Annotated in this window: 5 protein-coding genes and 1 pseudogene; 1 reads left to right on the forward strand and 5 read right to left on the reverse strand. The window is 64.5% G+C overall.

Annotation, left to right across the window (positions count from 1 at the left end; genetic code table 11):
* The 5 genes and pseudogenes from VN004_RS12165 to VN004_RS12185 form a co-directional block, all read right to left on the reverse strand.
* Positions 1-786 (reverse strand): annotated as a pseudogene (locus VN004_RS12165) (4-diphosphocytidyl-2C-methyl-D-erythritol kinase); the annotation flags it as partial.
* Complete coding sequence (locus VN004_RS12170) at positions 783-1,475, reverse strand: XdhC family protein (protein WP_325610332.1); 693 nt, start codon at positions 1,473-1,475, stop codon at positions 783-785. The pseudogene VN004_RS12165 and the gene VN004_RS12170, both read right to left, overlap by 4 nt.
* Positions 1,476-1,626: 151 nt before the next feature.
* A complete protein-coding gene (locus VN004_RS12175) occupies positions 1,627-1,962 on the reverse strand; it encodes an XdhC family protein (protein WP_325610335.1) in 336 nt (111 codons plus the stop codon).
* Between the two features lie 90 nt (positions 1,963-2,052).
* Positions 2,053-3,261 (reverse strand): VWA domain-containing protein, encoded by a 1,209-nt coding sequence (locus tag VN004_RS12180; protein WP_325610337.1) that lies wholly within the window; start codon positions 3,259-3,261, stop codon positions 2,053-2,055.
* A gap of 124 nt (positions 3,262-3,385) precedes the next feature.
* The gene (locus tag VN004_RS12185) at positions 3,386-4,315 is read right to left on the reverse strand and encodes a MoxR family ATPase (RefSeq protein ID WP_325610340.1); all 930 of its coding nucleotides are present in this window, start codon (positions 4,313-4,315) and stop codon (positions 3,386-3,388) included.
* A gap of 183 nt (positions 4,316-4,498) precedes the next feature.
* On the opposite strand from VN004_RS12185, the gene VN004_RS12190 reads away from it, so the two are divergent.
* The coding region (locus VN004_RS12190) for a VOC family protein (RefSeq protein ID WP_325610343.1) at positions 4,499-4,655 on the forward strand (157 nt) is incomplete at its 3' end.

The following is a 4,655-nucleotide window of genomic DNA, read 5'->3' on the forward strand; positions in this document are numbered from 1 at the left end:
CATGCCGAAATGCTCGATGGTGCCGCCGACCGCCTCGATTGCCGAGGGGATCACGTCGCGCCGGTCGGCGATGGCCGACGCGCCGAACACGATGACGAGTTCGGCGCCCTCGTTCTCGACTTCGCGGATCGCCTTGGCGAGAGCTTCCCTGTCGTGAGGCACACGCCGTTCGGCGACAATGCGCGCACCGGCCGGCGCGAGGCGCTGCTCGGTGATCTTCAGCGTCTTGTCGATCACCTTCGGCGCGAGACCCGGCAGCATCGTGGACACGACGCCGACCTTCCTGATCCTGTAAGGCGCAACGCGAACGAGCGGCCCTGCGGCCTGCACCGTCTTCATTGCGGACATGAAGACTTCGCCGGGCACCGCGAACGGGATGATCTTCACCGTGGCAAGCATTTCGCCTTCGACCACCGGCTTGTAGGCCGGCAGCGTTGCCACCGTGATCGCCTCGTCGATGCGGTTCATCGCGTCGATCTGTTCGCGGTCGACAACGAGCACGCCCGCGCGCTCGGCGAACAGGTTGCAGCGGCCGGTAAAGGCCTTGTCGGTGCGGACGCCCTCGCCCTTCGCGGCTTCGGCCAGCGCCGCGGCCGCGTCGTCTTCCGACACGTCGCCCGCGTCGAGCCGCGCCACCACAATCTCGGCAATGCCCGCCGCCTTCAGCGCGGCGACATGCGACGGCTCGATCACCGTGCCCTTCTTGAGCACCAGCGCGCCTTCACGGATGGTATGGACCGCTGTCCCACCCAGCGCGTCGTCCGGTTTGACCGGTCCGAACTTCACGCCTCTTTCTCCGGCGATTGCCGCAGTCGCGCGGTGATCTCGGCCATGATCGACACCGCGATCTCAGGCGGCGACACCGCGCCGATATCGAGACCGATCGGCGCATGGATGCGCGCGATCGCGTCGTCGCTGATGCCCTGCGCTTTCAGCCGCTCGACGCGACGGCCATGCGTTTTCCGCGAACCGAGCGCGCCGATATAGAAGCAGTCCTTTGACAGCGCATGCAGGAGCGCGGGATCGTCGATCTTCGGATCATGCGTCAACGCCACGAAGGCGGTGTATCGGTCGACATTGAGCGGCGGCAATGCCTCGTCGGGCCATTGCGCGATCACAGTCACCTCGGGGAAACGGTCCTGCGTGGCGAAAGCGGTGCGCGGATCGACGATGACGACGTCGTAGCCGAGAAGCTTTGCGATCGGCGCCAGCGCCTGGCTGATATGCACCGCGCCGGTAATGACGAGCTTCGGCGGCGGAACATAGACCGTCAGGAAGACCTTGCCGGCCGGCGTTTCTTCCATGCCGCTCTTGCCGCTGCGAAGGTGCTTTTCGATGAAATCCCTGAGCGGATCGTGAAAGACGTCGGCACCTTTCACCAGCCGCTGCTCGCCGCTGTCGACATGGGTGACGACCACCGCAGCCCGACGATTGGCGCGCTCGTTATTGAGGGCGGTGAGAATATTGAGCTTCATATTTTACTTTCGACTGCGCTCGTGTCCCGGTCGCAGCGCAGCACGAAGTGATGCGCTGCAGAACCGGGACCTATTCTATGGGTCTTCTATGGGTCCCGGCTCAGCAATGCACCGCTATCGCGCTGCATTGCGTCCGGGACGCGAGACTTCACTAATCCACTTTCTCCACATAGACGCGGATGGTGCCGCCGCAGGACAGGCCGACCTTCCAGGCGGTTTCATCGGCAACGCCAAATTCCAGCGTCTTCGGCTTGCCGCTGCCGATGACATCGAGCGCCTCGGTCACGACCGCGCCCTCGACGCAGCCGCCGGATACCGAGCCAAGGAAGTTTCCCTCCTCGTCGATCACCAGGTTGGAGCCGACCGGCCGCGGCGCCGAACCCCAGGTCTCGACCACCGTCGCAAGCGCGACGCCCTTGCCCGCTTTCCGCCAGTCCTCGGCGGCCTTGAGGATGTCCTCGTCTGTCGCCAGCGAATTCTGAGTCATTTGAATCCCTTACGGCCAACACTTGAATCTCTTGTAGAACGTGAGCCGAGCCGGAAGCCGGTGACGCCGGCACGCGTTCAGCCCCGCATTCTACGCGACCTTGTTCAACCAGTACTTCGCCTCGGCCCGGCCATCTCCATCCGCCGACAAGGCCCGGCACAGATCCTTCATCGCATTGAGATTGTGAATGGGGCGCAGTTCGTCAACATGCGGCAGCATGGTGCGAATGCCGCTGGCCTTGGCCTCGAAGCCCTCGAAGCGCAGCAAGGGATTGAGCCAGATCAGCCGGCGGCAGGAGCGGTGCAGCCGGTCCATCTCGAAGCCGAGCTGGCTGCCGGGCTCGCGCTCCAGCCCATCGGTGATCAGCAGCACCACCGCGCCCTGCCCGAGCACGCGGCGGCTCCATTGCCGATTGAAGGCAGCCAGCGAGGGTGCGATGCGGGTCCCACCCGACCAGTCCAGCACTCCGCCGGAACAGGCCGCAAGCGCCTCGTCCGGGTCCTTCTGCTTCAGCCCGCGGGTGACATTGGTCAGCCGCGTGCCGAACAGGAAGGTGGACACGCGCTTTCGCGCATCGGTGACGGCATGGAGGAAATGCAGAAACAGCCGGGTGTACTGGCTCATCGAGCCGGAAATATCGAGCAAGGCGACGATCGGCGGCTGCCGCGTCCGGGGTCCCAGATATTTCAGGTCGATGACCGCCCCGCCCGCCTTCATGCTGGCGCGCAAGGTGCGCCGCATGTCGATCATGTGGCCGTGCCGCGAGACCTTGAGGCGGCGCGTCTTCACCTCGTCGAGCGGCAGGACGAGCTTCGCGATGGCTTGCTTCGCCTCCGCGATTTCGGCGGCCGACATCTGGGCGAAATCTTTCTTTTCGAGCACCTCGCGGTCCGACACCGTCAGCCGCGCGTCGATCTCGACCTCCTTCTTCTTGTCTTCCTGCGGCTTCTGCTGGCCCTTGAACATCGCGTCGAGCACGCGCTTGGCGGCCGGGGGCGGCGGCGCATTGTCGGGCTGCGGCACCACCTGGGGCAGCATCATCGCCATGAGCTGGTCGAAATAGGCGCGCTTGCGAAAGAAGATCTGGAACGCCTGGTCGAACAGGATGGTGTGCTCGTGCCGTTTCACGAAAACGGCATGCAGCGTCCAGTAGAAGTCTTCGCGGGTGGTGATGCCGGCGACCCGAACAGCTTCCAGCGCATCCATCACCGAGCCGGGTCCGACCGGGATGCCGGCCGAACGCAGCGCGCGCGCGAAATAGACGATGTTCTCCGCGAGCCGGCCCGGTTGTTGATCCATCTTCATCTTCCCGTCATTCCGGGGCGCCTGCGGAGCAGGCGAACCCGGAATCCAGAGAGACACGAGATCGCAACTGGATTCCGGGTCCGCGCCTTCGGCGCGTCACGGAATGACAAAACAGTTTTCACTCCGCCGCCTTCATCTGCGCGCGGACGTCGTCGAGCAATTCCTTGACCTTGGTGCCGTCGAGCCGCGCGATGTCATCCTGATATTTGAGCAGCACACCGAGCGTATCCGAGACCGTTGCCGGATCGAGCGCCACCACATCGAGCTCCGACAGAGCCGTTGCGAAATCGAGCGTCTCGGCGACGCCCGGCGCCTTGAACAGCTCCATCTTGCGCAGCCGCTGCACGAAATGGACAATCTCCGCCGACAGCTGCTCGGCAATGCCGGGCACCTTCGTGCGCACGATCTGAAGTTCACGTTCGGCGTCGGGATAGCCGACCCAGTGATAGAGACAGCGGCGCTTGAGCGCATCGTGGATTTCGCGCGTGCGGTTCGAGGTGATGATCACGATCGGCGGATGCGGCGCCTTCACCGTGCCGAGTTCGGGGATCGTCACCTGATAATCCGCGAGCACCTCGAGCAGGAAGGCTTCGAACGCTTCGTCGGTGCGATCGAGTTCGTCGATCAGCAGCACCGGGGCACCTGCGGGATCGGGCTCAAGCGCCTGCAGCAGCGGCCGCTTGATCAGGAAGCGCTCGGAGAACACGTCGCCCTCCAGCCGCTCGCGATCGGTATTGCCCTCGGCTTCTTCCAGCCGGATCGCGATCATCTGCGCGGCGTAATTCCATTCATAGACCGCAGCCGACACGTCGAGCCCTTCGTAGCATTGCAGCCGGATCAGCCTGCGGCCGAGCGTTTCGCTGAGCACCTTGGCGATCTCGGTCTTGCCGACGCCCGCCTCGCCTTCGAGGAACAGCGGACGTCCCATCCTGAGTGCGAGGAACAACACGGTCGCGAGCGAACGGTCGCCGACATAATGCCCGGCGTTGAGCAGCTTCAGCGTGTCGTCGATCGAGGACGGAACGGGGAGCGGGACGGATGTGGTCAATGGAAACCTCGGCAAACTTGTCTCCGCTCATTCCCGCGACAGCGGGAATCCAGCTTTCCTGGCGCGGGCCCGCCTACGCGGAACGAACGGCTGGCACCTATGTGCCAGCTTGCCCGGCACAGCGTCCAGCCTACATATAGCGCGGTTCCACGACCCGTGAACGCCGCAGCCGAGGAAGCAGCCATGACGCAGACGCCCGCCATCCCGATCGATCCGGGCGTCCGGATCGGTCATGTCCATCTGAAGGTCGCCGATCTCGACCGGGCGGTGCCGTTCTATCGGGACGTGCTGGGTTTCGAGGAAACCTATCGTCGGCCCGGCGCGGTGTTCATGTCGGCGG

It is taken from the genome of Pseudorhodoplanes sp. (assembly GCF_035565855.1).
In the GTDB taxonomy this organism is placed as follows: Bacteria; Pseudomonadota; Alphaproteobacteria; order Rhizobiales; family Xanthobacteraceae; genus Pseudorhodoplanes.